The 3,829-nt window shown below is 57.8% G+C and carries 5 protein-coding genes; 2 read left to right on the forward strand and 3 right to left on the reverse strand.

Annotated elements, in window-relative coordinates:
* Both pdxA and NV64_RS22400 read left to right on the forward strand, forming a co-directional pair.
* The coding region (pdxA, locus tag NV64_RS22395; RefSeq protein ID WP_101506826.1) for a 4-hydroxythreonine-4-phosphate dehydrogenase PdxA at positions 1-660 on the forward strand (660 nt) is incomplete at its 5' end.
* On the forward strand, positions 657-1,415 hold the full coding sequence (locus NV64_RS22400) for a DeoR/GlpR family DNA-binding transcription regulator (RefSeq protein ID WP_101506827.1): 759 nt from the start codon (positions 657-659) through the stop codon (positions 1,413-1,415). The genes pdxA and NV64_RS22400, both read left to right, overlap by 4 nt.
* Positions 1,416-1,514: 99 nt before the next feature.
* Here NV64_RS22400 and NV64_RS22405 read toward each other — a convergent pair whose 3' ends face one another.
* The 3 genes from NV64_RS22405 to symE form a co-directional block, all read right to left on the reverse strand.
* On the reverse strand, positions 1,515-2,009 hold the full coding sequence (locus tag NV64_RS22405) for a DUF4411 family protein (RefSeq protein ID WP_101506828.1): 495 nt from the start codon (positions 2,007-2,009) through the stop codon (positions 1,515-1,517).
* A complete protein-coding gene (locus tag NV64_RS22410; RefSeq protein ID WP_101506829.1) occupies positions 2,006-3,148 on the reverse strand; it encodes an XRE family transcriptional regulator in 1,143 nt (380 codons plus the stop codon). The genes NV64_RS22405 and NV64_RS22410 overlap by 4 nt, the downstream gene beginning before the upstream one ends.
* 142 nt (positions 3,149-3,290) lie before the next feature.
* The gene (gene symE / locus NV64_RS22415) at positions 3,291-3,611 is read right to left on the reverse strand and encodes an endoribonuclease SymE (RefSeq protein WP_056231340.1); all 321 of its coding nucleotides are present in this window, start codon (positions 3,609-3,611) and stop codon (positions 3,291-3,293) included.
* Positions 3,612-3,829: the final 218 nt, after the last annotated feature.

The following is a 3,829-nucleotide window of genomic DNA, read 5'->3' on the forward strand; positions in this document are numbered from 1 at the left end:
GCGGGACAGGTGCAGGCCATCGCCACCGCCCCGCTGAACAAAGCAGCGCTGCATCTGGCCGGGCACCCTTATCCCGGCCACACCGAGCTGCTGGCAGAGCTGACCGGCAGCCGCGATGTCGCGATGCTGTTGTATACCGACCGGCTGAAGGTTATCCATGTCTCCACCCATATCGCGCTGCGGCAGTTTTTAGATACGCTCAGCGCAGCGCGGATTACCTCGGTAATTGCACTCGCCGGGCGGTTTTTGCAGCTGGTGGGTTATGCGGCACCGCGTATCGCCGTGGCCGGGGTCAACCCCCACGCCGGGGAGAACGGGCTGTTTGGCGATGAGGAGATCGCCATCGTTGCGCCGGCCATCGCCGCCGCGCGGGCGCAGGGCTGGCAGGTGACCGGCCCGTGCCCGCCGGATACGGTGTTCCTGCAGGCGAGCGAGGGCCAGTACGATATGGTGGTGGCGATGTATCACGATCAGGGGCATATCCCGCTGAAGCTGCTGGGCTTCTACGACGGAGTGAATATTACCGCCGGGCTGCCGTTTATCCGCACCTCCGTCGATCACGGTACGGCGTTTGATATCGCCTGGCAGGGCAAGGCGAATCCGGCCAGCATGGTGGCGGCGATTAAGCTGGCGATGAAGCTGGCACAGGCGGGGAAATGAGCACGCAGCAGCGTATTGAGCAGATCATGGCGGTGCTGAAAAGCCACAACCTGGTCACCGTTGATCAGCTGGTAGCGGCCACCCGCGCCTCCCCGGCAACGATCCGTCGCGATCTGATCAAGCTGGACGATCGCGGTGCGATCGTCCGCAGCCACGGCGGCGTGGCGCTGAAGCAGTTTGTGCCGCTGCAGCCGACCACGCTGGAGAAGCAGCAGCGCAATCTTAAGCAGAAACAGGCCATCGCCCGCGCCGCCGCCGCGCTGGTGCAGCCGGGCGATGCGGTAGTGCTGGATGCCGGCACCACCGCGCTGGAGCTGGCGCGCTGCCTGGTGCATCTGCCGCTGCGGGTGTTTACCGGCGATCTGCCCGTCGCGCTGTTCTTATCGGCGTTCCGCCAGATTGACGTGACGGTGATCGGCGGGCGTATTGATAACAGCAGCCAGTCCTGCATCGGCGATCCCGGCCGCAGCCTGCTGCGCGGCATCCACCCGGACGTGGCCTTTATAAGCTGCAACGCGTGGAGCCTGGCGCAGGGCGTGACCGCGCCAACGGAGGAGAAAGCGGCGATAAAGCAGGCGGCGATGGCTAACGCCGAAAAGAAGGTGCTGATCGCCGACAGCAGCAAGTACGGCCAGCACGCGCTGTTCGGCGTGGTGCCGCTGGCAGCGTTTACGCATATTGTCAGTGATACGGGGCTGGGGGAGGAGTATGCAGAGCAACTGAGGGTGTCAGGGATGAGACTAATTCTGGAGTAACCCGTTATCTTCAACCTGCTAACGTTGATAGTTTCATTTTTTCGAGCGAGGTTTATACCCGGCCAGAACCACTGAAGATTGTCCAATTCCACTTCTTGATTAGCGGGCTTCCAGCACAAAGCGTGCATTTAACTGCCGTAAAAACTGGAAAGTGTTCATCCACGGAACCTCGATATTTTGGCAGATATTGGGGATGCGGATTTTGCGGGATGTGACAGGCAGCAGCGACTCATGGGTGATGAGTGTCGCGCCAATGGCTTTACTTTTCGCAATGATCCACGGATCGGCTTTTGCCAGAAAATTATCACGCTCACGTGCGTTGTAATCGCCAGCCATAACATCAGACAGGATCTGCTGAAATATCTGCTGTGTTGCTTCGTCATCATTAGCAACAAAGTGCGCCGGGCGCTGTCTGGCCCACTGCGCCAGCTCGTCGTCACCGTCTCTCAACTCTCTGCCAATCATATCTACGCTTGCCACCGTGCCCAGCTCAAATTGCCAGTCGAGCCACTGCCAGTAGGCCGGGCAAATATCCATGCCGTAATAGAAGTTTTTGGCCTCAATGTAAGTATTGGCATCCAGAAGATATTTCATAGTCCCAGTTCTCCGGCAAATCGGGCAATCTTTCCAGGTTTAATCCCATCGAGCAGATCGCTCACTTCACGTAACAGCAGCTGCCCGCTCAACGCCTGGCTCACCACCGCCCGGGAGAAAGAAGGGCTAATCTGCGCTTTTTTGGTCCGGTAATAGTTCGGGCCACCGGGCTCTTTTTCCCGGGCGGCATAAGCCGCCTGTAATGAGCGGATATAGTCATCGTGAGCCGTTTTGTCGATCAGGCCGAGCGTTAACGCCCGCCGGGCCAGTACCCAGCGGCTGACGTGGAAATGGCTCTCCAGCGGAGCGAGGTTGCTCTGCCAGTCGGGATAGTCCGTTCGCCAGTGGGTCATAAACTCGGCTGCGGGCACCAGGAACTCTGCCGCTACGTGGTTACACAGGGCTTCCTGTTGCAGGTGAGCTGTAACACCCCCATCGGAGACGCCAGACAGTCCAATCCAGATATGACAAAGCTCATGGATTAAGGTAAATAACCGCGCGCCGGGGGCGTCGGCATGATTCACGAAAATAATCGGCGCATAGTCATCGGCGATGGCAAAACCGCGAAACTCTTCCACGTTAAAGGGGCGGCTGTGGTGGCCGAGGCTGGCGGAGCGCATCACCAGCACGCCAGCCTGCTCAATTTTATTCACCAGCTCGCGATAATACTCTTCCCAGCTTCCGCGGGAGGGATGGGCGTCAACGTTCAGCGTCTGACGCATATCCCGGACGATAGCGTCTGCCGCATCGTGGCGTGAAAAACGGCCGGAAAGCCGGCCAGGTGGTATCATCTGCTGCTGCAGATACTCTTTGTACCACTCCTGCCGCTGCAGCATAATTTTCAGCAGATCCAACAGCTCGGCGCTGGGGCGGCTAACGGCTTTGCCCTGCACCGTGCGCAGGTCCGGCACCGGCAGTTGTTCAACCGGCGGCAGGGCCAGGAACAGATAACCAAACGGGATATGGGCCTTGTGCGCAAAGGTCATCGCCTGGTTGAAGGTGATACTGTGGTTTCCGGCTTCCCACTCTCTCAGCCGCTGCTCGTCAACGCCGCACAGCCGGGCAAATCGTTCCACAGCAATACCTGAACGCTCACGCGCCCAGGTCAGCATTGCCGGATTGATATTTGCCTTGCTCACGCCGTGTAATCCCGTTCAGTTTCGTGTGGCTGATAGTATGTGGGCTGCCTGCTTAGCATTCAATAGCTGAACAATTAATCGGCAGATATGCCGGTTTACACGGCTGTTTTCGGGGGTAGTGCGGTTGAACGGTGGCTGCCAGTTACTTACCTGCCATCGCACCTATAAACGCCTCTACCTGCTGCTGTTTACGCCCGGAAAATTTGCATACCTTACGCAGCGATTTCATCAGCTGGGGCTCCGGTTCCCGCGCGGTGATCACCAGGCAACCGGCCATCACCCGCACATCCACTTCGGTACCGGTGGTAAAACCTGCCGCCTCCAGCCACTTGCCCTTCATATTCAGCGCCGCAACGTGCTGATAATCCGGAAGCGTGCTCGCATATCCCACCGTTAAATGCCGAATCGATGAAACGGCAACTTCTGATCTGTCTTCTGCTGCATTACACTCCTGCTTAGCCATGATCACTACCTCGTATAGTTTTTGTGGTTAGCGGGGCGAATGTGGTGACACACATTCGCCCCGCGTCTGAGTACCCGGTAATTATATTCTTCATGCCTTGCTAAATCCTGATTAATTTAATTTAAATTCAATATGTGCAGTGTGGCTCGAATAAAAATGCAATAGTTACATTCCGGGGTGCAAGGGCGGTTTTTAGGGTGCCAGCTTATCAACCAACC

The sequence above is a fragment of the Erwinia sp. B116 genome (assembly GCF_002865965.1).
Taxonomy (GTDB): Bacteria; Pseudomonadota; Gammaproteobacteria; order Enterobacterales; family Enterobacteriaceae; genus Erwinia.